The sequence below is a fragment of the Ensifer sp. Root278 genome (assembly GCF_001429285.1).
GTDB lineage: Bacteria > Pseudomonadota > Alphaproteobacteria > Rhizobiales > Rhizobiaceae > Ensifer.
This window is the reverse complement of sequence record NZ_LMJJ01000034.1, coordinates 134,188-160,642: the sequence shown is the minus strand read 5'-3', so window position 1 is coordinate 160,642 and position 26,455 is coordinate 134,188. Positions and strand designations below refer to the sequence as shown.

The window sequence follows — 26,455 nt, the reverse complement described above, 5'->3', positions numbered from 1 at the left end:
ATAATGCCACAACTTCCCGAATAGTCGACTTGTGCGACCGGGGTGCGAAGAAAGACCCTATGACATTTGATGACCTGATTGCCACCTTCGAGCCGAGACTTGCCGCTGCATTTCGAGAGGCTTTCGACGAGATCCGCTCGTCCATCGTCCTAGCACGCGTCATTGAGCGGCTTGATCGTGGTGATATCAACGGCGCGGTCGAGGCAATGCAGATCGAGCCCGAAGCCTTCTCGGCACTCGAAATCGCCCTGCAGGAGGCCTTCAACGCTGGCGGCACGAACGCAATCGGTGAGCTGCCGAAGGTGACCGACCCGCAGGGCAACCGGGTCATCTGGCGCTTCGGCGTTCGCAACCCGGCCGCCGAGGCGATCCTGCGCGAGTTGTCGTCGACCATGGTCACCCACATCACCGACGACCAGCGGCAGGGCATCCGCCAGGCGCTGGAAGCCGGACTTGCCAGAGGCGCGAACCCGCGCTCGACGGCGCTCGACGTTGTCGGCCGCGTCAACAGAGTGAGCAAGCAGCGTGAGGGCGGCGTTATCGGCCTGACCCGTCACCAAATCGCGTTCATCGAGCGGGCGCGCCTCAATCTCGCGTCGGGCGACCCGAAGCTGATGGGCGAGTACTTCGAGCTTAAGACCCGCGACAAGCGCTTCGACCGCACCATCGCGGCGGCTATGCGGGAGGGGAAGCCGATCACCGGCGACGCTCTCACCAAAGTCCTCGGCAGGCTGCGCGACAAGAACCTGCTTCTCCGCGGCGAGATGCTGGCGCGCACTGAGACTATGATGGCGCTCGGCTCGGCCCGCGACGAAGCGATCCGCCAGCAGATCGAAGGCGGCAAAGTTCAGGCGCAGGACGTCACCAAGATATGGCGAGATGCTGGCGACAAACGCGTGCGTCACACGCACCGCGTCTTGAATGGCCAGGCAGTAGGCATAGACGAGGTGTTTCAGAGCCCATCCGGAGCGCTCCTGCGCTACCCGGGCGACCCGCGCGCGCCGGTCAGCGAGATCGCGGGCTGCCGTTGCCGGCTTGAATACAAGATCGACCACATCGGCGCCGTCGCGCGCCGTTTCCGTGCGGAGGCCGTCTGATGGCGACGCTGTCGTTCAGCGCAGCGGTCGCTCAGTGGGCCGACAAGATCGAGGGCGCGGTCGAAGCGGTCTTTAAAGAAAGCGTGCAAGAGGTCGTTGAGGAGATGCAGACGCCCGTCGGGCAGGGCGGGCGAATGCGCGTCGATACTGGCTTTCTGCGCGCCTCCCTGCTTGCGTCTTCGACGTCGATGCCGGCCATCAACGCCTCGTCCAAGCCAACCGAGGGCAGGGCATATAGTCCCGACTTCGCTCAGGTGGAAGCGGTGATTGCGGGCGCCGACATCGGGGATACGCTCTACTTCGGCTACACCGCAGCATATGCCGGCCATCGGGAGTATGGAGCAAACGGGCAGCCTGCCGACGGCTTTGTCCGGATGGCCGCTCAGAACTGGCCGATCATCGTGGATCGGAAGGCGGCAGAGTTGAAGTCTCGTCTGGGACTTTAATCGCGGCATTCACCTCGGTTCCGTTCTCGATGGAGACCAGCAGGCCAAGTTGAAGCACGGACAGTGCCTTGCGCGCCGCTTTGAAGGTGGTGTCGCCTCGCACTGTCGCGCCGTCGCCGCGTCCCAATGCCAGCAGGGCGTCGTGGATACGCTCGTAGACTTCATCGTCGCTGAGAGGCGGCTTTTCAGACATAGGCAATCGATACATGGCGACCGGTACCGACGCAATCATCTTCAAGGCGCTGACCGATCGGCTGCGGGCCATGCCGCAGGTTTTGCCGATAGCCGGCCCGAACGTCGTCTTTCCGGCGGCGGGACAGCCTACGCCGGCAAAGTACCTGCGCCTGTCCTTCATGCCCAACCGGACGCGTCAGATCACCATGGGCGACGATCCGCAGCAGAAGCGAGGGTTGTTGCAGGTCTCGGTCGTCTGGCCGGTCGGGCAGGGCATCATCGACGCGCTCGCGGTGGTCGACCAGGTCGTTGACCACTTCAAGAACCAGACACTCTTCGCCTCTGGCGTGAGGATCACGATCAGCAGCGAGCCTTGGGCGGCTGGCCCACTCCAAGAGGACGACCGGGTACAGATCCCCGTCTCCATTCCCTACCACGCCTTCGAACCGGAGAACTGACATGGCAAACAAGGCAACGAAGAAGGGCAGCAAGGTCTATGTTTGCGCGCTCGCCCAGAATACCGATTTGATCCAGTCCGCTTATGTGGCTCTAACCTGGGTGCAGGTCGGCAAGGTCGGCAACGTCGGCGATTTCGGCGCCGACAGCACGATGAACAGCTACAACACGCTCGACGAGCCGGTGACCCAGAAGCAGAAGGGCACGGCGAACGCCGGCGACCCGCAAATTGAGGTCGCGTCCGTCTTCGATGATGCCGGCCAGATCATCCTGCGCACCTTCGGCGACCCTCTCAACCTCGACAATATGGCGATCAAGATCGAGCGCAACGACGGCGGCGCCGGGAAGACGAACACGATCTTCTACAGTCGCGGCGTTGTTTCCGGCCCGCTCTACCCGGGCGGCGGCTCCGACGACTTCGAGCTCGAGCGCTTCACGATCGGCCTTAACCAGCTACCGATTCGCGTCAACCCGACCATCATCCCGTAATCTGAAGGTGAACCATGGACATTTCCAAGCTCGTCAATTCTGAACAGCTCTACGAACTGAAGCTCACCGGCCCGGATACGGACGAACCGATCGGCATCCGCTTCATGATCCGCTCGACCGAGAGCGACGCCGTCAAGCGGATCGCCCGCCAGCATAGCGACAAGTTCCTCGCCAGCCGCAAGAAGAAGCTGACGGCATCCAAGGTCGAGGCCGAGTACCTGGACCGGGCGGCGGCCGCGATCGCTTCCTGGGACTGGGGCGATCACGATTGGAAGGGCGAGAAGCCCGAATGCAACTTCGAGAAGGCCCGCGAGGTGCTGGAAGAGGCCGGCTGGATCTATGATCAGGTCGCATCTGCCGCGGAGGATCGCGCAAATTTTACGAAGAGCTCGGCGAGGCCCTAGCCGAGGCGGTCGCCGTCATCGCTCGATATGACAGCGTCCGAGATAAGGATGGCGAGACCAGGCGGGAACGCAATGAGGCGTTCGAGACTGAAAGTCCAGACGCAGAGGTGCCCGAACACGGCACCTTCATCTGGGATTGGTTCTGGGAACTCCGGCAGTCACAGCCGCCGGGCTTCTCGGGGCCGGTACCGGTTTCGAACCTTGATCTGATCGCCTGGTGCCAAGTCACGGGCAACATTGTCACACGCGAAGAGGCCTCAATTCTCAAGGCGATCGATGCGTGCTTTTGCGCTGAGATCGAGAAAGAGAGTGAGGCGATTAGAGCCAGAGAAGCTGCAAACTAACTGTCGGATGGCCCACCGTTCTTTGTCTTGGGTTTCCCTTTCAGTTCGACGACGCGGGCGCGGATCTTCTCCAACAATTCACGGGCGTCTTTCTGGACAAGCAACGCTTTCTCGATCGCATCGTCGGAACCGTAAATTGCGATAGAATCTACAACCCGGTCCACGCGGCGGAGTTGAGTCTCCGCTTTGCGCTCGATCTTCCTGAGCTCAGTGATGTTGGCTGCGGTGTCAACGGAGGCCGCTAATGCGGCGATAATCTCGGGTTCGTTGGAAACAAACTCCTCGCGTTGTTCCTCTTCCTTTTGGCGACGCTCTTCACGACGCTGCTCCGGCAACGATTGGTGTAGCGAGGGTAGGCGGTTCATGTGCCGGAGCGCTTCCGTCTTCGCTATGTCGACAGTCTCATACGGTTCGGAAAAATACGGTTCACGTCGATCGTTCGGGTCACCGATAGTGAATTTCCACCCACCATCGGATTCGAACACGGTGACGTTCTTGCCCTTGTAAACCTGAGTCGGGTTTCCCTTCTCGGAGGCACCCCATTCCTGTCGACGAGGCAGCGATTCTTGGTGCGCTTTCGGCGGTCTAGACTTCTGAAATAGATAAATAGCAGCACCTGCTGCGACCAATAAGACCAACCAGAAAATGCTAGCCTCCATTCGTGTGCGTCACCTTCGATCAAAGTGAAACACGCGTGTTGATTGATGTCGAGGCTCTAATATCCGCCTGGGCGAGAATAGGCACTTCGCCTACCGCACTTGTTCCCGATGGGCTCGGTGCTATTTATAAGGCATGTAGCTCGATCCGCCCCACACGCTCTGGTTCGGGAATGTAGCTTTCGCCGCCTCTCTGGCTTGGTCGAGTTTCTCGCTCAACGCGGTATCCGAAACAGCCTCGAACACCGGGTCGTCGAGTTTTGATCCCGATGGAAGAGCCTTTTTTAGATCTAGCGCGGCGCGGATGGCTTCAGTAACGCACACCGCAGTACCGATGGTGTTGCCCTTGTTTCGCTCGGCACATTTCGTTCGCAACGTTTGAGCCGCCGTCGGGTAAAGGTTCTCGAATGCGTCTAGTGTTTTGACGGCCACATGTGCATCGGGCAAGCACTCAGCGACCCCGACGAAAGTCCCCGTTGTCGCTTTGCAATAATCCACGGCTCGCGGATCGGCTTTTTCATCTGCCGCCTGGGCTAAGCAGACGTTCGCCAGAAAAATCAAAATCGCAACCGCAGTGCTGCGCATGAATCATCCTCCGATTGAAACGGCGGGACGATAGCGCACGTTCTCCGAAAAGGAAAAGCCATGGCAGACATCGCCCAACTCGGTATCCAGGTAAAGACGGACGGGACCGAGCGCGCCACGACGGAACTGAACAAGGTATCCGGTGCGGCGGCGCGGGCGCAGGCCGAGGTTGACGGACTGACCACCGCAAATCGTGGTGTGACTGGCGCGGCGTCAGCTGCCGCGAAAGCATATGCCGCCGAGGGCACCGCCGCTGCGGCGGCATCGAAGCAAATCCATTTGATGAACGTGGCGGCGAACCAGAACAGTCACAACGCGGGGGGGAGGGGCAATCTCGCCAACATCGCCGCTCAGTTCCAGGATATTGCCGTTTCCGCCCAGATGGGCATGGGGCCGATGCAGATTGCGTTGCAGCAGGGAACTCAGCTCGCCGCTGTGTTGTCGACAATGGAGAACCCAGTGCGGGGGCTCGGTGAAGCATTCCTGTCGGTCATATCGCCGGTAAGCCTGATCACAATTGGTCTGATCGCACTCGTGGCCGCTTTGCTGCAGTTCGTAAACTGGTCGAAGCTCGCCCAGTCCGCGCTGATAGGCCTAGCCGACGTGTTGGAGCCGATCGCCCCCTTTGCGATCGGAGCGGCAGGGGCTTTGACCCTGCTGTACGCTCCCACCATCGTCGGGGGTATTGTTTCTTTGATCGCTCTGCTCGGTCGCCTTGTCGTACAGTTGGGTATTGTTGCCGGCGCGTTCGCCTTGGCAAACCCTGCGATTGCCTTCGTTGCGGGTATTACCGCAGCTGTCGCCGCGGCCATCGTTTTCCGCGACGAACTGAAGGAGATCTTTGGGCGCGACATCGTCGCCGACGCGAAAAACGGCATCAATACCGTCATCGGCGCATTCATTGGCGGCTACGAAGCTATCAAGGCGGTATGGGGACGGCTCCCTGAAGCGATCGCAGATTTCGTCTATTCGACCGCAGACATGGTCATTCGCGGTATCGAGAGCATGGTTCAGAAGGCCGTAGATGGCCTCAACAACCTGATCAACAACTATGCGCTTTGGATGGAATCCATTGGGCAGCCGCTTAAGAATTACAACGACTTGATCATTGAGCCCGTGAAGTTCGGGCGTATAACCAACTCCAACTCCGGAGCTCTAGGCTCAGCCATGGAGGCCGCCCGCGATGCCTACAATTCCGCTCAAGGAACTGACTATGTCGGCGGCGTGGTGGACGCCATCGGTCGAGGCGCGTCGGCTGCCTCTGACAAACTGCGCGAGCTCGCTAAAGGCCTGACCGACGTCGACGAGAAGTCGAAGAAGCGCGCTGGCAAGAGCGAGCAGGAAAAATACGCCGACATCGTCGCCGGGGCGAAGCGCCAGATCGCAATGCTCGAGGCGGAGCGGGACGCAATGGGCCTCACAGAACGGGCGGCGGCCGCGCTCCGATATGAGCAGCAGTTCCTGAACGAAGCGCAGCAGCGCGGCATCTCGCTCACTGACGCCCAGAGGAGCGAACTGGCTGGCCTCGCCGAGACCATGGCGTCGATCGAGGAAGAGACTCGGCTGTTGGGCCAGGCGCTCGACTTCGGCAAGGTGCTCACCCAAGGCTTTTTCGATGACTTCTTCGCCGGTATCGAGCGCGGAAAGTCGATATGGCGATCCTTTGGTGACGCGGCACTCGGGGTCCTCGATCGCATCGCAGACAAGCTGCTGACCGACGTCATCGACGCCGTGTTCACGGTCAGCAATGCGGGGAAGGGTGGCGGTGGCCTGTTGGGACTGCTCGGCGGCATCTTCGGTGGCGGCTCATCGTCTGCCGATCCTTGGGCAGGTCTGCGCGGATACGCGACCGGCACCTCGTCGGCACGACCCGGGGTCGCTTGGGTCGGCGAGAAGGGGCCTGAGCTGGTCCGCTTCAAAGGCGGCGAAGAGGTGATCCCGAATCATCGCCTGTACCGGCCAGCAAACACCAACGCACCCGCACAAAGCAGTTCGCCCGCTCAAGCGCAGCCGATGCAGGTCGTCCTTCGCGTCATCGGGGAGGAAGGTCCGATGTTCCGGCCGACAATCCGATCCGAGAGCGAGAACGTGACCATCGAGAACATCCGCGCCTACGATCAGGGCAAGCAAAACGAGTACGACAACGGCGGTGAGGTCTACTGATGCCGGATCCAGTTCCTCTTCCGAAATTCACCGACGGACGGAAGGATTGGGCCGAATGCAGGTTCGACCCAATCCAGCCTCGCAATAGTGATCAGATGGAAGGCCGCCGAACCGAAAGCCAGACGTTCGGAACGCCCTATTGGGTCGCCAGCTACGTGACCCGTCCGCTGCTTCGTCCTGAGTTTGGCGTCATGGATGCTTTCATGATGCAGCTTGACGACAATGGGCAAACGTTCTTGGCTCATGATGTCTTCCGGCCCCGACCTCTAGCTCACGACACGGGTCTCCCGCTTTCCGGCACCAAAGCCGGGGGTGGGGCTTTCAACGGCGATGCCGTCCTTCAAGCAATCACGAACCCGACCACGATCGTAGTTTCCGGGCTTCCTGCTGGGTTCCGTCTGTCGGCCGGGGACTACGCCGAGATCAGGAAGAGCCAGCTTGTGCGGTCCCTGCATCGGATCATCGCGCCGGCGACCGCAAACGGAAGCGGCGTCGCGACGCTGACGATCCGATACGGCCTGGATACCGGCGTCTTCAACACAACTTGCACCGTTCATTTCGAGAAGCCTTCGTGCACCATGCAAATCGATCCCGGCAGTTACGACGGGAAGAAATCATGGGCAAACCGCTCTCCCTCGTTCACAGCAACTGAGGTTTTCTACTCATGAGCATTCTTGATCCCGCCGTCGTCGCTGCTCTTGAGAGCGGGCATATTTCACGTATCGACCTGATCCGCTTCGATTTGCCCGGCAAGACGGTTGGCTATCATCGGGGCGGTCGGCCCTACACTTACAATGGGCTGACCTACCTGCCGAACCGGTTCATTCAGCCGGGGGAGATGCGCAGCGCGCTCGGGGTCTCGGTCACCAGCCGAACGGTGCGCTTCTCGAACATCCCGGTCACGGATCCCGAGGATGCGATTGCGCAGCTTGAACTTTATGACTACCCCAACTCTCCGGTCATCATCACGCATCTCGCCGGCGTGCCGAACAGCGACCAGGTGCTCGGCATCCTTGCCTCCAGTATCTATGAGATTGACAACGTCCGCTACGAGAAGGGCGCTGTCGATGACAACGGCACTCGCACGCTCTCGGTCACAATCGAGCTTCAGCCGCCCGGTCGGTCGGCGCGAGGTCAGACGCTGGTGAAGCGATCTCAGGCCGAGCAACAATTTGACAATGACGAAACCGACACGGGGCTCGAATATGTCGCCACAGTCGGAACGATCCCAGAAGAATGGGGACAGGTTTCACGGTAAGGAGGTCTATGGTTGGCCGTAGCGCACGCGTTTTAGCACGTCGCGAGGATTGTTCGTGACGTCGGAATTATAGAACCGCGATCCAGTGATCGTGTTGCCATCGTCTCGCAGACGGAGGTGCAGGTCTTTGGAACTGCCGCAGCCAGATGAGTCGATCATTGCGAGAACCTTCATTACCTCGTCGGGCGTCTTTTCATCCAACCTGACCATGGCGGGAAACAAAGGAGCGCAACTCGCGCCGTTGTCGCGAACGAGCTGTCCTTGCCGATCGAACAGGTAGGTGAAACGTGCGCGATCGCGCTTGTGCGATCCACGATGGGCATTCCCCCACATGGCATAGAGATAGGGGGCCACGGTGATGACCGACCCGAGATCATTTGACGGCCCCAGCGCCTCAAGCTCGAGAACCACAGAGTAGAGACGGCTTCCGCTCAAGGGCGAATCCAACGCGAGGGAGTAGGTCCGGCGGACACCTTCTCGTTCGTCCAGATGGGTAATTTGTATTGTCTGCAGGTAGGGTGCCTTGGCAAAATCCGGGAGTTTCGGGTCTTTGCGGTTGTTCAGGCTTCGTGTCGTTTCGGAGCGTTCCCAACCCTTAAAGTCCCTAGCCAGCAGGGCCTCCAGTTCACCGATAGGCATCCCCAGTTTGAAAACCGAACTGGGTAACAAGTCTGCGGGCGTCACGGACTGCCCGTCGGCGACCACGCTGGTAGGGGCCGCTGCCGGCGACCCCGGCAGCAACGAAATTGCGACTACGGCGAGCGCTGCAACGATATAGCGAAGCACAGCAGATCCTCTTGTATTTCGACCAGTCACGGCAAGCGAGCCGCCCTGGTTGTCTAATTGCAATTCATAGTCGTGTCATCGAGAGAGTTCATGGAACGGTTTCGTATCGGATCGGCCACGCTCGAGCGTGAGCTGTCGACCCCCTATGCCTATGGCTTGGCCGATTGCTTTCACCTCGGCTGCGCCATGGCGGACGTGTTGCACGGCACATCGCTCGTCGAGAAATATCGCAGCGCCTACAAGACCCTGAGGGGGGCGCATGTCGCGCTGCGCCGACGCGGATTTTCGAGCCTTGTCGATTTCTGGTCAGCTGAACTTGGTCAGGAACCGGACGGCGCCGCGTCGGCGCAATACTTCGACCTGGTCATTCTGCGTCTTGCCGATGGCGCCGAGCATGTCGGCGTCTGCAACGGCCTGCGCTTCACCACCAAAACCGAGAGAGGCCGTTCCGATCATGGCCTTTCCGACGTCATCGCGACCTTTCATCTCGGATAGTTCCTAAATGGCAATATTCTCTGCAATCGGCACGCTGCTGGCGGGCACGGCGACACTGTCGCTGTTCGGCGCCTCCATCTCTGTCGCGAAGCTGATTGGTGGCGCTCTGGCTTTTGGCACCAAATTCGCCTTCTCGAAAGCGACCCAGCCGAAGAAGCAGAAGTTCACTGCCGTTCAAGGGCAGGTGCAGATGGGCGGCGACGTTCCTGCCGGTTCGCTTTTCGGCACTGGCAAGACGAAGGGACACCGCGCCTACTACGCCAAGTGGGACAAAGGCAACAAGATGAATGCCGACGTCTTCATTCTGGCCAACGGCTGGTGCGATGGGCTGGAGCCGTACGTCTATATGTTTGGCGCGAAGGCTAATCTTGTTGCGAAGCCTGTGGTTGGCGGGGAAGCCGCTCGCTACTTCGTCGAAGGCTACATTGATGGCGACGGCAACAGCTCGATCGATATTCGCTTTTATGACGGTCGACCGGGGCAGGTGGCTGATGCCGAGCTTGTCTCAAAGACTGCCGCTCTGGGCAATTCGTGGAAAGCGACAAGCCGTCTGAGTGGCTTCTGCTACGTCGTCGTCTACCGTTACTATCATCTCAAGTTCTTCCGTGATGCTGGCAGGGGGCGCCCGGACTTTGAATGGGTGTTACGCGGCCTTCGCGAATACGATCCGACGAAAGATTCCACGGTCGCGGGCGGCAACGGCCCGCAGCGTCTCAACGATCCTTCGACCCATGTGCACACACTCAATCCGGCGATCCATCGCCTCAACTATCAGCTTGGGCTCCGAGGTCTGCGCTCTGGCCGCACGATTGTGGGCGAGGGCAAGAGCCTCGGCCAACTCGATCTCGCGTCCTATTTCACGGCCATCAACTATTGCCGCACGCTGAGAAAGGGAAAGCCGGTCTATCAGTGTTCGCTTTGGGTGGACGGCGATACCGACCATACCGAAGCGCTGTCTGCCTTCGATGACGCGATGGCGGGTTATAGCGTCAACAGGCGCGGCCTTTCCGGCGTCATCGTCGGCGCGCCGCAGATCCCTGTTCTCGACATCACGCCGCAGGACATACCGGCGAAGCGCGCTAAGCAGAAGCAGCTCCGCAAGTCGGCCTTTGCGCTCTACAACCATCTATCCGGCCAGTTCACCTCTCCGGATGCTATGTGGAATCCGGAAAGTCTGAAGACAGTGGTCGTCAATGCGGACGTTGCCGCCGACAAGCGCCCGCGGCAGACGTCCAACGACTTCCTTCAGGTGCACGACGCCGACGTCGCTCAATATCTGCTCAGCATCCGCTATCGCCAGAACCGCAAGGGTGGCACGGCGACGGTCCCCGTCAGCCGTCGCGTGGGCTTTGCAGTGCAGGAAGGTGAATGGGTCACCTACGAAGGCAAGACCTGGATGGTCGCGGAATGGCGGCTCTCGGAGCAGTTCGAAGGCACACTCGAACTCACCGAGGCGGGCGCCGACATCTATGACGACGCCGACATCGAGCCGGGCCCGATCGTCATTCCGCCCGTCGCACCGATCAATCCTTCGCAGCTGTTCACGGTGCAGAACTTCAATGTCCTCGGGGGCATGATCCAGGGCGGAAACGGCTATGATGTACCGGCGCTCGAATTCGTCTGGGACCCGCCGGATGATCCGACCATGACCGACGTGCTCTTTGTCTATCGCGTCGACGGGACCATCGAAGAGTTCACCGATCAGTGTGCGGAGCCGGAAACCGGTCGGTACCGGACTACGAAGAACGTCCTATCGGACAAGGTCTATGTGGCCCGGGCGACAATCAAGACCAATCCCGATCGCTTGCGGACTTTCACGCCATGGCGGACCACGGCAACCGCCACGGGGTCGATTAGCGTTCAGGTCGGCCTCGGTCAGGTTCTTGACGATGTGAAGAACCGCTTCGAAGAGCTTCAGGGCGAGTTCGACGGCGTTTGGCGAAAGTTCGAAGACCTGACGACCGCGTTCTCAATTGAGGGCGCGGTGGGCGAGATCAAGCGGCAGGAGTTGAAAGCTGCCGTCGGTGACGCCTTTGCGCAGATTATCGAAGAAAGGCGCGTGCGTGCTTCTGATGACGAGGCGATCGCCCAGCTCTACACGGCGCTGACGGCGACCGTGGGCAGTAATCTGGCGCGGTTGATCACCGAAGAGACGGCGCGAGCAACGGCCGATAGTGCGTTGGCGAGTTCGATCACCTCGCTCACCGCTCAGGTCGATACCAATCTCGCGCGCCTGGTTACCGAGGAAAGCACAAGAGCGAGCGCGGACAGTGCCTTGAGCACTTCCGTCACTCAGCTCGATGCCACAGTCGGCACCAATCTGGCACGGCTCATCACCGAGGAGCAGACGCGCGCCAATGCCGATAGCGCATTGTCGACCAGCATCAACGGCGTGAGCGCTGATGTGAACGGTCGTTTCGCCGGCGGGCTGGTGAAGTTTCAGGCGGCAGCCGATCAGTCGGGCGTGAATGCCCGATTCTCGGTCATGCTCCGGGCGACCCTCGCAGACGCGTTCAAGGACAGTGGCTTCTACATCGAGATCTACACTGAGGGGGGCGTGCTCAAATCACGCTTCGCGGTGAAGGCCGATCAGTTCGTCGTCTGGAACGGTGGCAGCAACGCCTTCCTGCCGATCGTCATCGAGGCCGGCGAGTTGAAGCTCAACATAGCAAACATTGGCCTGGTCCGCTCCGGGCGCATCCTGTCCCAGAACAACAAGATGGACATCAACCTCAACAACGGAACGATCGAGATCTATAGCTGATGGTTCGCACAATGATTGGTGTCGATAGCACCGGCGCCGGCTGTATCAAGATTATGAAGAGCGACGCTGACGACCCGCGCACGACGCCGGATAGTCAGCGTTGGAAGTTCTTCTACAACAGCAAGGTGGGCATTCAAGCGAACTTGTGTGACGTCTGGGTCGTGAACACGTTCCAAGCCGGCAACGGCGTCACCTACTATCCACCGGGAAGCAATTCCGCGACGTTCACATACATGTCGCTCACCGTTGCGCAGGGAACGCTCTGGGGCTTTCGTAACACGGTGTTCCCTACGCTCCGCTACAATGTACCGCTGTTCGACGTGAAGGCGAAGAAGGGCGGTGGCAGTAACGTCTACAACCAACAGATGGTCGCCTGGACCGACAGTGGTGAATATTACAACGGGCAAGGTGGGTACTATGCGGTGGGAAATTACGCGCAATTCGGATGGGCGCAGAACCTCGTTCTCAACAATTCGCTTGGAAATTTTGCGTACGGGGCAGCGGTCATTGTCACCCCGAATGACACGATCGACGCGTTCAACAAGTTCCGCTCTCGCGACAAGCGGCTGGTTGTCTGGAATTTGCCCGGAGACAATACCGAGCCGGATGACGCGCCGGTTCTCGCCCCGAACGGCAGCAAGACGATCAAGATTACGTCTACGGAAATGAAGATCGCGAAACCGGGATACAACGTGGATACGGCGACCATTCAACAGATGGCGTTCGATCCCTCGAGGCTCCCGGTCAAAGTCATCGCAGCCGCGGATATCTCCCTTCCTGCTGGTATCAGCTACTACAACACCGGCATTTCCCTGCCGGATACCATCGCGCTCGACGTTCATTTCTACGACAGTGCGACGATCATGTACCCGTCCAATCCGCAGGTGCTCGATTTCGGCGCCGAATACTGGTTTGACGGGACGAACATCGGCTTCAACGCATCCAAGGCGATGCGCGCCCGGTTCATGCTCTATCTGGAGGATACCAGCGCGCCGACCGGTGGGAGCAACAAGGTCCTGCGGAAATTCACCGAGGGAGGCGTGGACGTGGTCCAGTTCCTTCGTCCAGGCTCAGCGAACCCACCGTCGTGGAAGGACATCGTCATCGATAGTCGGCGTCCTCAGGTCCAGATCCTGGCGCAGGGGTACTTTGCGGTTGGCGCCGGCAACGACCTGATTACCGACATTCCGTTCGATGGGACGGGCATGTTCCCGATGGTGAAATACCTCACACAACACGGCGCGGGGAACGGTGCGAGTCTCGGGCAAAACAACCTGCCGATGTCGTGGAGCGCGCTGTGGCGCCTGCCGTTCGTCAAGCGCCTGCGCTACGTCTACAATTTCAACCAGCTGCACGCGGGCGAGAGCACCTACTGCGAACTGACTGCGAACAAAGCCCGGTTCCACACCTTCGCGGGCAACGTCGGCGATTACTACAATCGCAGTGACAGCCCGGGCAACTGGCACACCTCGGGCGCCTACGCGCCTATCGGCATCCGCTACTACATCTTTGGAATTCCAGCTTAGGAAGCTCCCAACATGACTACTCCTTACACGACAGGGACAATCACCCTGACGAATGGCAGTGCCGTGGTTACCGGCGTGGGCACAGCCTGGCAGACGGCGCTTATCGCCGGGGGCACGATCTTCGTCGATGCCAGTGGAAACTCGCTGCCGATCCTCTCGGTCGACAGCAACACCGCGATCACGGCGGCCGTCAAATGGCGTGGTGCGACCGGCACCTACGCCTATGCGATTGTGCGGGACACAGCCTATGGCGAGCAGACCGTCGCTAATGCCCAGGCGCTTGCGACCTACCTGCAGCGACTGGACAACGCTTCCCTGTCGTCGATTGCGTCGCTGGCGCCAGCGGTTGATCGGCTGCCGTACTTCACCGGGAATGCAGCAGCAGCGCTTGCCACGTTCACAGCCTTCGCGAGAACGCTGCTCGACGATGTGAATGGCGCGGCCGCCTACGGCACTCTGGGCGAAATACCCAACGCGCAATTGCCGATAAGGCTTCGCCAAAGTGGTGGCGCCAACGTGGTCACCAATGCCGACGACGCAGGCGACTTCGGGATAGCCTTTTGTGATGCCACCGCTGCCAATATCCCGGTTGCTGCGGCTGGTATGCTGTTCACGCTGTCGGTCTTTTCGAACTCGAAAGCGCAGTACTACTTCAGGGTTCCTGACGGGCGCGTCTGGTTCAGAACGCAAAGCACGACTTGGAGTGCGTGGAAGCAGTGCATCTTCCGTGACGACATTCTTGCGGCCGTTTCGCAGTCCGGTGGACTACCGACCGGCGGCATCATGGACCGAGGGTCCAACGCAAACGGCTTTTACTTCCGATATGCCAACGGCGTCATGATTTGCATTTCGCCGACGATATCATTGGCGCCAGACACTGCGGCGGGCTCGCTTTGGGTTTCTGCGGATACACCGTGGAACATGCCGGGGACAATGATGAGTGGCGATTTCGTCGTTATCTACTCGGCGTTTACTGGGCAGCGTTGGACGTCCGCGCGCCCTACCAGCACAACGCAATGCTACGTTCGTCAATGGTCATTTGCCCAGGGAATAACCCCCGTCGGCGGCGTCGCCGTGGCAATAGGAAGGTGGTTCTAATGAGAATTGAGCTTTCGCCGAATAGGCGAGATGACACGCTGACTGTCGTCAAGGCCGGCGACATCCTGACGATCAACGGCGCAGCTTTCGACTTTTCCGCCCTGCCAGACGGCGCAACGATCCCGGCAGGCGAGATCCCGTGCGAATGGATCATCGGGCCGGTCGAGCGAGTGGCCGGCCGTCTTCATCTCACATTGATCCTGCCGCACGGCGCCAATCCCTCGGCAGCGGTCGCCTTTCCGGCTGCGCTCGACAATCCTCCGGACGGGCCGCTTGCCCTGCCATTCGATCCGCCACCCGTTGAACAATTGATTGAAGAGGAACCAGCCGATGTGGACGCCTGATCCCGCCAAAATCATCACCGCCGAGCAAAAGGCGGCCGAGGCGATGGCCACTCTGCGGACCGCATTTACTGCCGCGATCCAGCGCCACCTCGACACCAAGGCTAACGAGCGGCACTACGACAACATCCATACGGCGATCGGCTATCGTGACGATCCTAACGAGGGATTTGCGGCCGAGGCCGAGGCTCTGTTCGTTTGGCGCTCCGCTGTCTGGACTTATTCGACGGCCGAACTTGCCAAGGTGTTGGCCGGCGAGCGTGAACGGCCGAGCCTAGAGGAGTTCATGGCCGAGCTGGAAGCGGCCTGTCCGTTTGTGTGGCCAATGGCGCGGCCGGCGATGCTCGGAGGGCAATTGCCCGTCGAAAGAGACAGCGGCAAACTGGGTTAATTTAGCATTTCCTTACTCTACCGACGTCGTCGCCTCTTGCCGGGAATCAAACTTCGCTACAAATTTCTGCGAATGAAGAGAGCGCTGTCCCATCTCGCGCGCCTCAAGCGCCACGTACAGACCATCCTTAATGGTGGTGCCGCGGAGCAGTTCGGCGCGCTTTGTGTGCGTGGGGAACACCCTAGTGAATGTGAAGTCCTATTGATCACCACCCGAGAGACCGGACGCTGGACCATTCCCAAAGGATGGCCGATCAAGGGGCTTTCACCTCACGAGGTCGCGGAGCGCGAGGCTTGGGAAGAGGCTGGCGTCAAGGGCCGCGCCAAGAAGAGGGTCTTCGGCTACTACACCTACATCAAAGCGCTGGATGATGGCAGTAAGCTGCCGTCCGTGGTCGAAGTTCATCTCGTCCAAGTGAAGCGGACCAAGAAGCGATTTCCTGAGCGCCGGCAGCGGAAGCTTGCCTGGATGGCGCCGGCGGAGGCGGCATCGATGGTTGCTGAGCCCGAACTCAAGGGATTGTTGGGCCGCGTGGCAGGCCTCGCACGGTAGAGTTCCTTAGTGACTTTGCAATTCAATCCGGTCCAGGAGTGATACGACTTCGGCCTGCATGTCCAGGCACAGCGCCTGATACTCGTTGATCAATTCCTCGCGGCGGGGGTGCTCCTTCAGCAGATTGTCGACGGTCTGCGCGGCCAACGCGTAGGACTCGAACAGATCGTAAAGCGTCGGGTTCCTGGCTGACCGCAACTGCTCACGGTGATGAGGCAAGACCAACGAGAGCCGCGCCCCTCCGAGCTTGACCAACGACATTTGTCACAGCCTTTGTCGCGTCATTTTTGCCGCGTCACGACAGATTCCAGAATGTCTTCTTTTTGCATGCTGCGGGCAGTGCCGCAATGGGGGTCCCATTCCATCTGAGCGGAAGCCCTCTCGCGCCTACTGCACGTCAGGCACTGAATATCGAAGCTGTTAGAGCAATCCACGGCCGTGTGTGAATTCGAACGCTCAGACGGGGCCTCTTCTCTTATTCGTAGGAGAAGGGGCCTTTTGCGTTTCAGAGCGCCCTGGTCACGACCGGTGTTGTGTGCTTCGAACAAGAGCACTAGGATTTGTTGACGAGATGGCCACAGTCAGAAGCCGGGTTACCTCCTCTTCGATCCCTTTGCTTGCTACCTCGTACTCAAATACAAGATGTTGATCTGGTTGTTCTGCTTCTCGCAGTTCTTCTAACCGTTCGGCGGAGAGTGCATACGCCTCGAAAAGGTCATTCAGCTCCGCCGGGCAGACATCAGCTTCGAGCGCCCGTCGAAATTTCGGCAGTCTCACCCATAAACGGCAACGCCCTAGTTCCTTGAGTTTCTGCATTTCCTTCTCCCTTCCAGTGCAATCTAAGATAGCGCAGCCAAGGAAGGATTAAATCGAAATTTCAATTGCGAGGGATCTCGCTATCAAGCCGACGCGACCAAGGTGAGGATGCGCAAGCATCAAGAGGGCTGGCTGCCTACCGCCATCTCGCGTTCGTCTCGAACTCGCAGACTGAGGAATGGCTTCTTTCCCGGGCCGTCCGCCCCGATACGTCCAACCTACCATCAAGGACATCGCTATGACCTACCGCCTGCCGCTGGAATGGCTCCAGCCGGTGAAGATGTCGCGCATCATCGCGCATTGGAGTGCCGGCGCCTATCGAGCCTCAGAACTCGACAAGGAGCATTATCACCTCATTGTCGAGGGATCGGGTAACGTGGTCCGCGGCGACCACACGATTGCCGACAACGTAAACACGGCCGATGAGGACTATGCGGCCCACACGCGCGGATGCAACACCGGCTCGATCGGTGTTTCGCTTGCCTGCATGGCCGGCGCGATCGAGAGCCCATTCCATGCCGGCAAGTTCCCGATGACGGAAACGCAGTGGCATCGGGCCATGGATGTCATCGCGCAACTGGCCGAGTTCTATAAGATCCCGGTGACCTCCAAGACGATCCTTTCCCATGCCGAGGTTCAGCCGAACCTGGGCATCAAGCAGGCCGGCAAGTGGGATTTCACCCGACTCCCGTTCGCGCCGAACGTCATCGGCGCCAAAGCATGCGGCGACAAGATGCGCGCCGAAGTCAAAGCACGCCTCTAACCAACCTCCCAACATCGAAGGAAACGAACATGCGTTCGCTGATCATCGTATCGGCGGCGGCCCTTGTGCTGTCCGCTTGCACCACTACCACCGGCTCGATCGACACCGCGATCAAGAACAACCTGCCGAAGACCTGCGCACTGCTTGAGACGGCACACGCCGCGTTCATTGCTGCCTCGGTCTCCGGCAACATCAAGGCATCCACCATCGCCAAGGAGAAAGCCGCCTACGACGGCGTTCGCGTCATCTGCGCCGATCCGGGCAGCGTCACGGCTGCCAACGCGCTCGTCGTCGCTGCGACCGCCTACGCCACCGTTTCTCTCGCCCTCAAAGAAGCCCGCGCGGCTCAGTAGAAAGGAAACATCATGCAAAATGTCTCGAAAGCCATCGCCGCCGCTGTCGGCGGGGCAGGGGTCGGCACTGTCGGCATCCCCTTCATGCCGGAAGGCACGCCCTGGTATGGCTATCTCGCGCTTTACGCGCTCACAATCGGCCTGCCGGCAGTCCTGACCTATCTGGCGCCGAAGAACCAGCAGTAAAGCATCCGGCGGGCTCTCAACCTCGGGGGCCCGCCATCATTTTCAGCACGAGCGGCATTGAAGACAACGAGGGGCATAATGGGGCTTGAGGATCAACCGATGGAACTCCCGAAGCGCGCACAGAAACTCGAATGGAATCTGAACACGATCATCCAGCTCGTGACCCTCTTCGGCATGTGTGTTGGCGGCGTCACGATCTGGGTGAACAAGGGGCGGGACATCGAGGAGCTTCAGAAGTGGCGCAGCGCAATGGAAGCCCGGAGCGAAGAGCGGTTCCGTGCACTCGAATCCGAAGTGCGGAAGATCGACAACCTCGCCTATCGCGTTGCGTCGACCGAACAGTCGTCGACGTCGACAGCCGCCGCGATCAAGGATCTGCAAACGCTGGTCAGCCAGCAGTCCGGCGATCTGAAGGTGATCAAGGAGATTTTGCAGCGGGTCGAAGGCGGGCAGTTGAGGAGGTAAACGACGCACGAAATTATGGCGTTAGAGCGAGGACAACCAGCCAAGATGCCAAGGCGATCAAAAGCCAAACCCGAGCGTGCCTAAACCGTTGCCGTCTGGTGCTTTCCCAATCGTAGGACATGAGCTGCCTCCTTTCGGTGGCGCACAATGTCAGATTGTGGCCGGCGTAGGAAGATGTTTCCCCAGCGGACGCACAGAAAAGTGCAATGGTTGCCGGCGTCGTCGCCTTCATGATGAAGGGGGGATTTCACATGCGGTTTATTTGGATCGCGGTCGTGTTACGCTGTCGATGTGTCGCAACTCAAAGTTTTCCGGTCGTAGCGGGTGTGGATGCGAATGGCAACGCCTCCTCACACCGCCATTGAATCAACCGATCCGATCTCCCGCAACCATTTAGTGGGTATTGAACCTAACCCGGAAGACCATCTAGTTGGGGAATGTTTTCCAAACGCGCGTCCCATTCCGCTCGGCTTGCAAAGCAGATATGCGCACTTGGTCGGATGTCGATCACGCTATCAATACTCCCAGCAGGTACAACCACCATAGCGCCCTTCAATTGAACACTCGGAAGAGCAGATCCGCACTTAGTGCAAAAGCTTTTTTCGTGTCGGGTCTCTGGAACCCGGTAGGTCTGGATGCTGTCATGACCAGAAACCCAAATTATCGTCGCTGTCGATGAAAACAAATTGGCCGCATGTGCAGACCCCGTGTCCTTTCGACAGCGCTTGCAGTGACAAAGAAAGAAGCTCTCAAACTCACCTGAGATTTGAAATTTAACGGTACCACACAAACAGGAGCCAGCAGTCGTTTCGGTCATAATGATGTACTCATATTCGTTTGACGCGGAATCGCCGCAGTGGATGCAGCCTGCCAGATTAATGGGTCCTGAGCCTAGTGCTTCGTTGGGCGCTAGTGTCGCGTGCTATCGGACGCAAGCTCTATGTATCGCCCGATCGACCAGAGGTAGGCGACAATCTCCAGCTTCAGGGGATCGCGGTCGCCGTACTTCTCGGTGATGCGGTCGAGTTCGTCTCTTGCTCGATGCTGTTCCTCGATATCGCCAAGCACGTACCTGTCGTGGCCTATGGCCATGATCTCGCAGCCGGCCGCAATCATCTCAGACACGAAATCCGGTATTTCGCTCGGCTTCATCATTCGCCGCTTGCTTTGGGCCATCTCAATCCTCCTTTGATCGAGCAGGAAGGGTAGGGCGGCACTAAGTAGATCCGCTAGGCGCAGAAATGGTTCCTAAAATTTGGGGGTAGACGCGCTCCGGGGTCACTCGCGCCAAGTGCGGTTGACGCTCAACTAGGAATGGCAACGCGAATGAGATTCGGCAATGCGGGTAGGACCTTTGCGGGGAGAGTATCAGACCTAAGTCCGAGGCGGTGACCGAATGACGATAGCCCTTAATGCAGGGTGGAGTTGGGCCATCCGCGTCGCGTCCTCCTTTTTGCTTCCGAAGGCCGCGGCCATATGGGGGGAAGCCCCATGGCGGAACCTTTTCCTCCCCCCTACGTTTTGTAATGCTCTCGATCCTCAACCCGGTCGATCGAGGCGCCTCTAGGCCCGGCTGCCATTAGCGTCCCCGCTAGGTGTGGGGCCTACCGAGGTGAATGATGCTCGCAATTCTCGGCAAAAGCCGGGCGCTGGTTCACCTCGCCGGTCCTGCTTCAGCGGGGCCGTTTTTTTATTCGAAAGGCGAGGACGGGGCCAGGAAGTGGGTGGCAATCAAGCGTCATGTGTGCGGGTGACGTGTAAATTTCCCTCCAACCACATGGCACTCTCGAAAAGAGCGGCTTCATCCCACAAGCCTTGCCGGAACTGTTCGGTAATGTGGCGGGCCAGCCGATCGGCACGTTTTCCGTATCGCGGGATGCTGCACCAGATGCACACTCGATCGAATGTCCGTTGGAGCATGTCAAGTTCGTCGGCGCTGAGTGGTTGGTCGGCAATCTCCCGGATCGAAACCGCCTGGTTGCCGTGCGAAAGCGAGTCCGCGTTCTCTTCCAGAGCCGCCGATTTATAGTAGCCGATCATGTGTTTCAGAGCGCCGCTCTCCCGAGTGCCGCTTTGGTAACAGCTAATAATGCGTCTTGCGATTGCCTCTGCGGCCTCACTATTCCGCGACAGGCCGAGCCCGCGCAGGACGTCCACGAAGATCTGTTCGATCTGGTTGATTTCGTGAGGGAGAAGTACCTTTGAATTGGTCGTGAGGGACATCACGCGACCTCCTGTAACCTGGGGCGAAAGCGTGACGTCTTCCAGTCGTCGGGGCCCTAATAACTGCCCAGCGATGTTGAAGTATGCGCCGAACTGATGACAACGCAATACCCGAAGAGTTCGCCGGGTGGACCCCAGAGCGCGCAGTGCTTGGGGCGGGTCGCGCCCTGGGGGCCTAGCGTCAACGGTGTGATGACGCTCAACCAGTAATGGCGGCTCACTTTCTATTTGACAATGCCCTAAATCAATCTTTCCGTGCAGGGAAAGAAATGGCCCCGATGGGGCGGGGCCAAAAAGAGAGAGATACTGTTCCAACGAGCCCTAGTACACTTAATCACCTGAATCTAATGCCGGAACGTCGTGGCCTCACACGATCTGGGGCTTCACCGACGGGACGGAGCCGGGCGCGCCTGCCTCGTCATCCACATCAGATGGCAACTGGCCGTTCGGAGTGAGATCGTCAACGGCCGTCGGAAGTTCGCGGCTCAAACGGCTTAGAATTTCCGCGGGGGGCAGGCCTGTGCGTGCCGAGAGGTCGTTGAGCACCTCTGGGCCAAGCACCTCGGACAGCTCGCGATCGCCGACTGGCTTATTCTCCCCGGGGCGAACCCATGAGTTAGCCGTTTCGCCGTGCCCCTTCTGTTCAAACTGCCGGAGCAACTCGCCAAGACTTCCACCGAGCCCACCTCCTGAGGCAGCGCCCCCAAACAGGCCACCAAGACCTCCGAGACCACCCATGCCCGTTTGGCTGCCGCCCGCCAGTCCTCCGAGAAGATCGCCCAATCCTCCGCCCGCTTGCGGTTGACCATCAGGTCCGAGTTGTGCCGGGTTTCTGAGCCCCTTCAACAACTCGCCAATTTTATCCCGGTTCTGGTAGCCGGCGACCGCCAGAACCCCCAGAAGCGCCTTCAATGCGTTGCTAACCATTGCTCGTCTCCCTGACGTGTTGTTGTTTGATGATCGCTGCGGCTCTTTCGGGTCGCCGCCGTGGGTCGCATAACCGTCAACGTCCCGGCACCTTCCAGGTTCCGTTGAAATCGCCAGATGCAAGGCGAAATCGGCCCGCGCTGTTCACCACACAAACAGGTGGTTGCAGCCTGCCAGAGTAATGGGTACTGAGCCTAGTGCTTCGGTGGGCGCTAATGCCGCGTGCCTTCTGAGGCAATCTCTATGTATCGCCCGATCGACCAGAGGTAGGCGACAATCTCCAGCTTCAGGCTATCGCGGTCGCCGTACTTTTCGGTTATGCGGTCGAGTTCGTCTCTTGCTCGATGCTGTTCCTCGATATCGCCAAGCACGTACTTGTCGTGGCCTATGGCGGTGATCTCCCAGCCGTCCGCAATCAGCTCAGACACGAAATCTGGTATTTCGCTCGGCTTCATCATTCGGCGCTTGCTTTGGGCCATCTCAATCCTCCTTTGATCCAGCAGGAAGGGTAGGGCGGCACTAAGTAGATCCGCTAGGCGCAGAAATGGTTCCTAAAATTTGGGGGTAGAGAGCCGGACCCCAGAGCGCGCAGACGCGCTCCGGGGTCACTCGCGCCAAGTGCGGTTGACGCTCAACTAGGAATGGCAACGCGAATGAGATTCGGCAATGCGGGTAGGACCTTTGCGGGGGAGTTATCAGACCTAAGTCCGAGGTGCTTGCCTCAAAGAAATGGCCCCGTCGTTTCCGACGGGGCCTCAGAGCGCGCGTACTATACCGATCGTGTAACATAAGGGGCCGCATTCTTAAAACTGTCGATGGAACCCCAGCCTTTGATCCGTGCGGTCATCGGCAATGCACAACGGTCGCCGATGCGGAATGTTCCCTATGCGGCGGTGCGACAACGAACCTACGACCTTTGCGCGGCCATATGGGACTGAAGTCCCATGGTGGAACCTTTTCCGCCGCCCTACGTTTTCAGCTGCTCTCGATCCTCAACCCGGTCGATCGAGGCGCCTCTAGGCCCCGCTGCCATTAGCGTCCCCGCTAGGTGTGGGGCCTACCGAGGTTATTGATGCTCGCAGTTTCTCGGCAAAAGCCGGGCGCCGGTTCGCCTCAGGTCCCGTTCAGCGGGGCCTTTTTTTATCCAACCAACTCCGCAGACGGGGAGGCGGGACTACTACCACCCGTTGCGCAATTTTCGCTCCGATGGCCAGGCTTCGGTCGCCGGGGTCCGAACCTTTATCCAGTGGACCGTTCGGAAATGGTCCGACGGGACACCCGACACGTACGACAACCCGATCGGCGCCCGCTATATCCTCAGCCACCCTGCGGATAAACTCGTCCGCGCCGGGGGCACTTACTTGGCCCTCGATCACGACGCTGTTTCCGAGCACTCTAAAGCAGAGGCCTTGCGTATCAAATGGAGCTTCGGCCGCCAGCGCATATTTTAGGGAGGCGATAAGTCCCGAGGAATCAGACCCCTCCCCGGCGCGACAGCCAAATTCGGGTGGGATTAGGATCATCGCCAGAACTCCTTTATTGGAGTTCCAACCCGTCCGTACGAGCATTGTTCCCAGCCGCGTGCGCTTTCCTTCGCCTATGGAGACTGCGCAAAGAAATGGCCTCGTCGGGGTGACGAGGCCAGAGGCTCCTTCGGACTTCACTCCGGGGATTTGGTGAAGCCGGCCTGCCCCGAGGGGGGGTCGGGATCAGGACACGCCAGAAACGCACATACGGCGAAAAGGTTCCCAGCAGGCAGGGAGCGAGCCAAAAAAAGAATGGCCCCGAAACGCGTCGACCGGGGCCAGAAGGAAGGGTGGCAGAGCCCCGGAAGAAACGGAGCCCGGTCTAATAACGCACGGTCATCAAAGTCGTTCCGCGCCGTTTTTTTGTCAACGACACGACGGATAGGCCGATGGCCCCATGCCGCGATACTCCGGCTGAAAGAACGTGCATTCGAACCGGCTGGTCAGGGCCGTTAGCAGCGCATGCGTGATCGCCGCCTTGGCATCGTCCCGTTTGCTGGCATCAATGCCGACGAAATCCTTGGCTATCGCCTCGGGCACCTTCCAGAGTTCGTCCGCCAATAGTTCGACGATCTCTGCTTCGTCTATTACCACACCGTCCCGCTCGAGACGGTGATTGCCGCGGATGCCGGTGACGATGGACTGAGCAATCCAATGAGCGCTCGATTTCTCGCGCCGCCGTGATCGACCAGTGCCGGCGAACGCTCGCTTTATGGGCTCCCGTGTGGTCACGAGGCGGATGTAGATGCCTTGATCAAGGTGCTTGTGATCGGTCATGGGATCACGCCTGCTTCGACGGAGGCCAGACCGCCGGCCGGAAAGCCGAAGCCGCCCCATTTCTTGCAGCCAGGGTGCTCGCAGAGGTGCGCCCGGGGGCCTTCGGTTGACTTCTTTGCGGCGGACGGATCGTCGCTCACAGTAGGCCTCCCTCCCCAAATTTGGGGAATTCGAATGCTAAAGATTGTTCTTCTTTTGTTCTTACATTATCTCAACCTCATGGTCGAGACAATCGGTGAAGCCTTCAGCCTCGGATGGCGCCTCAAGGCGCGCTGCGCCTACGGCAAGCGCGAGGGCCTGAAGTCTATCCGCGAATGCACATGGACCTATGATCTCGATATGCTGACGCTCGTCACGACGCGCGGCCGCGACTTTCCCCTCGCAATACTTGCTTCCCGGCTCCGGTGCCCCCGCTGCGGGTCGCGTCTGGTGTCGGTGGTCTTTATCCCGCCGGCGGATGGAGATCAGAGGAGGGGCGCGGCCTAGCCTTCAATGCACCGCCGCTGGCTTTGCTTTGCGAAGGAGCACGCCGGCGGCCTCGTCGAACATGCGGTCCTTGGCGTCCAGCGCGAACCAATGATTATGTGCAAGCTCGATCAGCGCGACGGCGACCTCTCGCTCAGACCAGCCAGCGGCCTGCGCTTCCTCAGCCACTGCCCGGAACACTTCCTCCATCGCCATTTGGCAATCTAGATCTCGATCGGGATAAGCTTCACCGCGCTTGGGGGCTGAAAATATCGGCTGTTTCGGCATGGCGTTCCTCCTTGTGCAGCAGCTTAGACGTTTTCGCTGGTTCGTGCGTTAATGCGTCATGGCTAAAACACCTCGGAAGAGATCAACTCCCACACCGCTGTCCGAGCCGATGCCGCGGCGGGTCGATCCCTGCGTCGCAACCCTCGTCGACAAGCCGCCGAAGGGTCCGGAGTGGGCCTTCGAGGTGAAGTGGGACGGGTACCGACTGGCGGTGCACGTCGAGCCAAGCGAGGTGAGGGCGATCACGCGCGGCGGATATGATTGGTCCAAGAAGTTCGGCTCGATCGTCACCGAGGCGCGCGAGCTCGGCCATGCGACAATGATCATTGATGGCGAGGCTGTCGTGCTCGACGACCAGGGCCGCTCCGATTTTGGTCTGCTGCAGCGCGCGGTCGGCAGGCGTCCGAGCCTGCACGATGCCGCAGAGATCATCTTCTTCGCCTTCGATCTTCTCTATCTCGACGGCCAAGACCTCCGGATGATGCCCTTAGTCGAGCGCCGGCAACTGCTCGAACCGATCGTCGCCGGCAGGACTGGCGCGATTCGCTTCTCGGAGGAGGTGCACGCCGAGGGCGCCGAGTTCTTTCGCGCCGCTTGCGAGCTCGGCCTCGAAGGCATCATCGCAAAGCGTCGAGACAAGCCCTATCGGTCGGGCCGCCGGCCGGAATGGCTCAAGATCAAATGCACGCGGCGCGACAGCTTCGTGATCGTCGGCTATGAGCGATCGACGGTGCCAGGTGCGATCGGTCGCCTGCTGCTGGCTGCCAAGACGGGCGACGGCCTCGTCTACGTCGGCGGCTGCGGTACCGGGTGGAGCAACAAGGAATCGGTGCAGCTTCGCGAACTGCTCGATGCTATCCCCGCGGGGCGGCCGCCGGTGGCACTGAAACGCAAGGGTGCGATCTTCTCCGAACCGCTGCTCGTGGCGGAGGTCGAGTACCGAGCCTGGACACAGGACGGCAAACTGCGGCATCCGTCATTTAAGAGGGTCGGCCAGCGGGCCGAGGAGATGGAGGTTTACCATCTCTATTAAGCGCTGATCTTTGCAACTGTCGACGGCCCAGGCGGAGCTCCACCATCAGGCGCACCAACCACCCTCTGACGTCCGAGATAGCAATGAATTCTTCTATATGGTCGATGGCATATTCGAGCGTTTGTTCGGTGAGAGCAGTCGCCTCTCTCGGCGAGGCAGTCAGGCTCCGCGCCCATGCCGACAAGTCGGGCAACAAATCTACGACGGTGGTGCCGCCGCTGGCCGTCATCGTGTGGTCAATCGAAAGGCTGACCTCCTTCAAGCGCGCTTCGAGTTCCCGCGCATCACGCGTGCCGCTCATGAACAATTCGAGGGTGCGGCGAGCCAGCCACTCCCCCTCGTCGCTTTGGCGGCTTATTGCGCGCGCATTCACGACCTTCTCATAGACCGTCGAGACGACAGTGAAGTCTTGAGGCAGAATGTAACCGGATTTCTGCGGATAAAACATAGCGCAGTTTCCTCCCTTGGGGCGAAAGCGCATATGATCTCCCAGCCGCCGGAGCCCTTCTTAAAGTCCAGCGATAATCTCATTGTGCGCCGCCGGAGGCGCAATGGATAGTAACTTTGACATGTTGAGCGGGGTCAAATGGAAACTCGCGGCGCGCTGC

Annotated in this window: 35 protein-coding genes; 21 read left to right on the top strand and 14 right to left on the bottom strand. The window is 59.6% G+C overall.

From position 1 onward, the window contains the following. Positions 1-59: 59 nt before the first annotated feature. Both ASE60_RS20535 and ASE60_RS20530 read left to right on the top strand, forming a co-directional pair. Entirely contained in the window at positions 60-1,097 is a 1,038-nt protein-coding gene (locus tag ASE60_RS20535) for a phage minor head protein (protein ID WP_057252469.1), read from the top strand. After that, complete coding sequence (locus tag ASE60_RS20530; protein WP_057252468.1) at positions 1,097-1,543, top strand: hypothetical protein; 447 nt, start codon at positions 1,097-1,099, stop codon at positions 1,541-1,543. The genes ASE60_RS20535 and ASE60_RS20530 overlap by 1 nt, the downstream gene beginning before the upstream one ends. Here the strand turns inward: ASE60_RS20530 and ASE60_RS34730 are convergent. Continuing rightward, on the bottom strand, positions 1,494-1,736 hold the full coding sequence (locus ASE60_RS34730) for a hypothetical protein (RefSeq protein ID WP_156414690.1): 243 nt from the start codon (positions 1,734-1,736) through the stop codon (positions 1,494-1,496). The genes ASE60_RS20530 and ASE60_RS34730 overlap by 50 nt on opposite strands. Before the next feature lie 13 nt (positions 1,737-1,749). Between ASE60_RS34730 and ASE60_RS20525 the strand changes: the two genes are divergently transcribed. The 3 genes from ASE60_RS20525 to ASE60_RS20515 are packed head-to-tail and all read left to right on the top strand — an operon-like array spanning position 1,750 to position 3,066. Continuing rightward, positions 1,750-2,175 (top strand): phage tail terminator-like protein, encoded by a 426-nt coding sequence (locus ASE60_RS20525; protein ID WP_057252466.1) that lies wholly within the window; start codon positions 1,750-1,752, stop codon positions 2,173-2,175. 1 nt (position 2,176) lies between these two features. Then, positions 2,177-2,662: a hypothetical protein gene (locus ASE60_RS20520; protein ID WP_057252464.1), complete on the top strand. Its 486-nt coding sequence runs from the start codon at positions 2,177-2,179 to the stop codon at positions 2,660-2,662. A gap of 14 nt (positions 2,663-2,676) precedes the next feature. Beyond that, positions 2,677-3,066: a hypothetical protein gene (locus tag ASE60_RS20515; protein ID WP_057252462.1), complete on the top strand. Its 390-nt coding sequence runs from the start codon at positions 2,677-2,679 to the stop codon at positions 3,064-3,066. Between the two features lie 340 nt (positions 3,067-3,406). On the opposite strand, the gene ASE60_RS20505 is transcribed toward ASE60_RS20515, so the two are convergent. Together ASE60_RS20505 and ASE60_RS20500 are read right to left on the bottom strand one after the other, a co-directional pair. After that, a complete protein-coding gene (locus ASE60_RS20505) occupies positions 3,407-4,069 on the bottom strand; it encodes a hypothetical protein (RefSeq protein ID WP_057252458.1) in 663 nt (220 codons plus the stop codon). A 120-nt stretch (positions 4,070-4,189) separates the two neighbouring features. Then, positions 4,190-4,651, bottom strand: coding sequence for a hypothetical protein (locus ASE60_RS20500; protein WP_057252457.1), 462 nt, complete (start codon positions 4,649-4,651; stop codon positions 4,190-4,192). Between the two features lie 60 nt (positions 4,652-4,711). On the opposite strand from ASE60_RS20500, the gene ASE60_RS20495 reads away from it, so the two are divergent. From ASE60_RS20495 to ASE60_RS20485, 3 genes are read left to right on the top strand one after another with little or no spacing between them, the layout of a single operon-like run. Next, entirely contained in the window at positions 4,712-6,814 is a 2,103-nt protein-coding gene (locus ASE60_RS20495; protein WP_057252455.1) for a phage tail length tape measure family protein, read from the top strand. After that, positions 6,814-7,482, top strand: coding sequence for a hypothetical protein (locus tag ASE60_RS20490; RefSeq protein ID WP_057252453.1), 669 nt, complete (start codon positions 6,814-6,816; stop codon positions 7,480-7,482). The genes ASE60_RS20495 and ASE60_RS20490 overlap by 1 nt, the downstream gene beginning before the upstream one ends. Further along, a complete protein-coding gene (locus ASE60_RS20485; protein WP_057252451.1) occupies positions 7,479-8,072 on the top strand; it encodes a DUF2163 domain-containing protein in 594 nt (197 codons plus the stop codon). The genes ASE60_RS20490 and ASE60_RS20485 overlap by 4 nt, the downstream gene beginning before the upstream one ends. Positions 8,073-8,078: 6 nt before the next feature. Here ASE60_RS20485 and ASE60_RS20480 read toward each other — a convergent pair whose 3' ends face one another. Beyond that, a complete protein-coding gene (locus tag ASE60_RS20480) occupies positions 8,079-8,858 on the bottom strand; it encodes a hypothetical protein (protein ID WP_057252449.1) in 780 nt (259 codons plus the stop codon). 90 nt (positions 8,859-8,948) lie between these two features. Here ASE60_RS20480 and ASE60_RS20475 point away from each other — a divergent pair, with 90 nt between their 5' ends. From ASE60_RS20475 to ASE60_RS20445, 7 genes are all read left to right on the top strand, one after another. After that, positions 8,949-9,353 (top strand): hypothetical protein, encoded by a 405-nt coding sequence (locus ASE60_RS20475; RefSeq protein WP_057252447.1) that lies wholly within the window; start codon positions 8,949-8,951, stop codon positions 9,351-9,353. 7 nt (positions 9,354-9,360) lie between these two features. Next, a complete protein-coding gene (locus ASE60_RS20470) occupies positions 9,361-12,117 on the top strand; it encodes a DUF1983 domain-containing protein (RefSeq protein ID WP_057252444.1) in 2,757 nt (918 codons plus the stop codon). Beyond that, the gene (locus ASE60_RS20465) at positions 12,117-13,643 is read left to right on the top strand and encodes a hypothetical protein (protein WP_057252442.1); all 1,527 of its coding nucleotides are present in this window, start codon (positions 12,117-12,119) and stop codon (positions 13,641-13,643) included. The genes ASE60_RS20470 and ASE60_RS20465 overlap by 1 nt, the downstream gene beginning before the upstream one ends. A gap of 12 nt (positions 13,644-13,655) precedes the next feature. Next, positions 13,656-14,741 carry a pyocin knob domain-containing protein gene (locus tag ASE60_RS20460; protein WP_057252441.1) on the top strand — a complete coding sequence of 362 codons (1,086 nt, stop codon included), beginning with the start codon at positions 13,656-13,658 and terminating at the stop codon, positions 14,739-14,741. Then, entirely contained in the window at positions 14,741-15,085 is a 345-nt protein-coding gene (locus tag ASE60_RS20455; RefSeq protein WP_057252439.1) for a hypothetical protein, read from the top strand. Before ASE60_RS20460 ends, ASE60_RS20455 begins: the two co-directional genes overlap by 1 nt. Beyond that, complete coding sequence (locus ASE60_RS20450; RefSeq protein WP_057252437.1) at positions 15,072-15,473, top strand: hypothetical protein; 402 nt, start codon at positions 15,072-15,074, stop codon at positions 15,471-15,473. Before ASE60_RS20455 ends, ASE60_RS20450 begins: the two co-directional genes overlap by 14 nt. A gap of 72 nt (positions 15,474-15,545) precedes the next feature. Then, positions 15,546-16,025: an NUDIX hydrolase gene (locus ASE60_RS20445; protein ID WP_057252435.1), complete on the top strand. Its 480-nt coding sequence runs from the start codon at positions 15,546-15,548 to the stop codon at positions 16,023-16,025. A 6-nt stretch (positions 16,026-16,031) separates the two neighbouring features. Here the strand turns inward: ASE60_RS20445 and ASE60_RS20440 are convergent, their stop codons facing one another. After that, positions 16,032-16,286, bottom strand: a complete 255-nt coding sequence (locus ASE60_RS20440) for a hypothetical protein (protein WP_057252433.1) — start codon at positions 16,284-16,286, stop codon at positions 16,032-16,034. A gap of 258 nt (positions 16,287-16,544) precedes the next feature. Continuing rightward, a complete protein-coding gene (locus ASE60_RS33980; RefSeq protein WP_200964194.1) occupies positions 16,545-16,841 on the bottom strand; it encodes a hypothetical protein in 297 nt (98 codons plus the stop codon). 238 nt (positions 16,842-17,079) lie between these two features. On the opposite strand from ASE60_RS33980, the gene ASE60_RS20435 reads away from it, so the two are divergent. The 4 genes from ASE60_RS20435 (at position 17,080) to ASE60_RS20425 (ending at position 18,608) form a co-directional block, all read left to right on the top strand. Beyond that, entirely contained in the window at positions 17,080-17,604 is a 525-nt protein-coding gene (locus ASE60_RS20435; RefSeq protein WP_057252430.1) for an N-acetylmuramoyl-L-alanine amidase, read from the top strand. A gap of 29 nt (positions 17,605-17,633) precedes the next feature. Beyond that, entirely contained in the window at positions 17,634-17,957 is a 324-nt protein-coding gene (locus tag ASE60_RS20430) for a hypothetical protein (protein ID WP_057252428.1), read from the top strand. A gap of 12 nt (positions 17,958-17,969) precedes the next feature. Beyond that, entirely contained in the window at positions 17,970-18,143 is a 174-nt protein-coding gene (locus ASE60_RS35245) for a hypothetical protein (protein ID WP_192495225.1), read from the top strand. A gap of 99 nt (positions 18,144-18,242) precedes the next feature. Further along, positions 18,243-18,608 (top strand): hypothetical protein, encoded by a 366-nt coding sequence (locus tag ASE60_RS20425; protein ID WP_057252426.1) that lies wholly within the window; start codon positions 18,243-18,245, stop codon positions 18,606-18,608. Between the two features lie 409 nt (positions 18,609-19,017). On the opposite strand, the gene ASE60_RS33975 is transcribed toward ASE60_RS20425, so the two are convergent. The 6 genes from ASE60_RS33975 to ASE60_RS20395 form a co-directional block, all read right to left on the bottom strand. Continuing rightward, positions 19,018-19,425 (bottom strand): GFA family protein, encoded by a 408-nt coding sequence (locus ASE60_RS33975; RefSeq protein WP_082615947.1) that lies wholly within the window; start codon positions 19,423-19,425, stop codon positions 19,018-19,020. A gap of 92 nt (positions 19,426-19,517) precedes the next feature. After that, a complete protein-coding gene (locus ASE60_RS20420; RefSeq protein ID WP_057252425.1) occupies positions 19,518-19,784 on the bottom strand; it encodes a hypothetical protein in 267 nt (88 codons plus the stop codon). Positions 19,785-20,339: 555 nt separating this feature from the next. After that, entirely contained in the window at positions 20,340-20,831 is a 492-nt protein-coding gene (locus ASE60_RS20415) for a hypothetical protein (protein ID WP_057252423.1), read from the bottom strand. Positions 20,832-21,197: 366 nt separating this feature from the next. Further along, a complete protein-coding gene (locus ASE60_RS20410) occupies positions 21,198-21,758 on the bottom strand; it encodes a YidB family protein (RefSeq protein ID WP_057252422.1) in 561 nt (186 codons plus the stop codon). Positions 21,759-21,970: 212 nt separating this feature from the next. Next, positions 21,971-22,237: a hypothetical protein gene (locus ASE60_RS20405; RefSeq protein ID WP_057252420.1), complete on the bottom strand. Its 267-nt coding sequence runs from the start codon at positions 22,235-22,237 to the stop codon at positions 21,971-21,973. Between the two features lie 1,413 nt (positions 22,238-23,650). After that, complete coding sequence (locus tag ASE60_RS20395) at positions 23,651-24,061, bottom strand: hypothetical protein (RefSeq protein WP_057252417.1); 411 nt, start codon at positions 24,059-24,061, stop codon at positions 23,651-23,653. Positions 24,062-24,235: 174 nt separating this feature from the next. Between ASE60_RS20395 and ASE60_RS20390 the strand changes: the two genes are divergently transcribed. After that, the gene (locus ASE60_RS20390) at positions 24,236-24,547 is read left to right on the top strand and encodes a hypothetical protein (protein ID WP_057252415.1); all 312 of its coding nucleotides are present in this window, start codon (positions 24,236-24,238) and stop codon (positions 24,545-24,547) included. A gap of 3 nt (positions 24,548-24,550) precedes the next feature. On the opposite strand, the gene ASE60_RS20385 is transcribed toward ASE60_RS20390, so the two are convergent. Then, positions 24,551-24,814: a hypothetical protein gene (locus ASE60_RS20385; protein ID WP_156414689.1), complete on the bottom strand. Its 264-nt coding sequence runs from the start codon at positions 24,812-24,814 to the stop codon at positions 24,551-24,553. A gap of 58 nt (positions 24,815-24,872) precedes the next feature. On the opposite strand from ASE60_RS20385, the gene ligD reads away from it, so the two are divergent. Continuing rightward, a complete protein-coding gene (ligD, locus tag ASE60_RS20380) occupies positions 24,873-25,847 on the top strand; it encodes a non-homologous end-joining DNA ligase (RefSeq protein ID WP_057252412.1) in 975 nt (324 codons plus the stop codon). On the opposite strand, the gene ASE60_RS20375 is transcribed toward ligD, so the two are convergent. Beyond that, entirely contained in the window at positions 25,795-26,295 is a 501-nt protein-coding gene (locus tag ASE60_RS20375) for a hypothetical protein (protein WP_057252410.1), read from the bottom strand. The two genes, ligD and ASE60_RS20375, sit on opposite strands and share 53 nt — an antisense overlap. Between the last annotated feature and the right edge of the window lie 160 nt (positions 26,296-26,455).